Source organism: Herbaspirillum lusitanum P6-12 (genome assembly GCF_000256565.1).
GTDB lineage: Bacteria > Pseudomonadota > Gammaproteobacteria > Burkholderiales > Burkholderiaceae_D > Herbaspirillum > Herbaspirillum lusitanum.
The window spans coordinates 1-561 of sequence record NZ_AJHH01000525.1 but is presented as its reverse complement, the minus strand read 5'-3'; the positions used below and the strand labels follow the sequence as shown (position 1 = coordinate 561).

The window sequence follows — 561 nt, the reverse complement described above, 5'->3', positions numbered from 1 at the left end:
CATTACGGGGCGCCGCGCGTGGAGGTACCGTTGGCCGTGATGCTGAGCGTGCCTGCGGTGACGTCGTTGGTGCCGGTGCCGCCGTAGACGGCGCCGGATGAGATCAACGCGACGTTGCCGCCGCCGGCGTTGATGGACTGGAAGATGCCCAGCTCGCTGGTGGCGTTGCCGGCGACCGTCAGCGCCACATTACCGCCCGCGGTGCTTACGCCGCTCAAGAGCGTCAGCGCGCCCGATCCGTCGATCGTGATGTTGCCGCCGACGGTGGTGACGGCCTTGTTGATCGTGGTTGTGTAGCCGCCTGCATTCTCAAGAAAAACGTTACCGGCGCCCTGCTGCTGAATGCCATAGCTGCTGGCGCCGCCTACCGACAGATTGCTGCCGCTATTGGCCAACCGTATCGGTCCCGCTCCCGTGTTTTTCGCCTGTACGGCATCGGTCACGATGTCGAGCGCAGCGGCGTTGGTGCTGCCGTAAATACCGTTGGCAGCCTTCATGTCGAGCGCGCCGGCCTTGATGACGCGGCCGGCCAGTATCTGGATCGCACCGGCGCTGCTGAGT

At 65.1% G+C, this 561-nt stretch carries 1 pseudogene; it reads right to left on the bottom strand.

The annotated features are described in order from the left end of the window. Positions 1-2 precede the first annotated feature (2 nt). A pseudogene (locus HLUSI_RS29280) lies at positions 3-561 on the bottom strand (hypothetical protein); the annotation flags it as partial.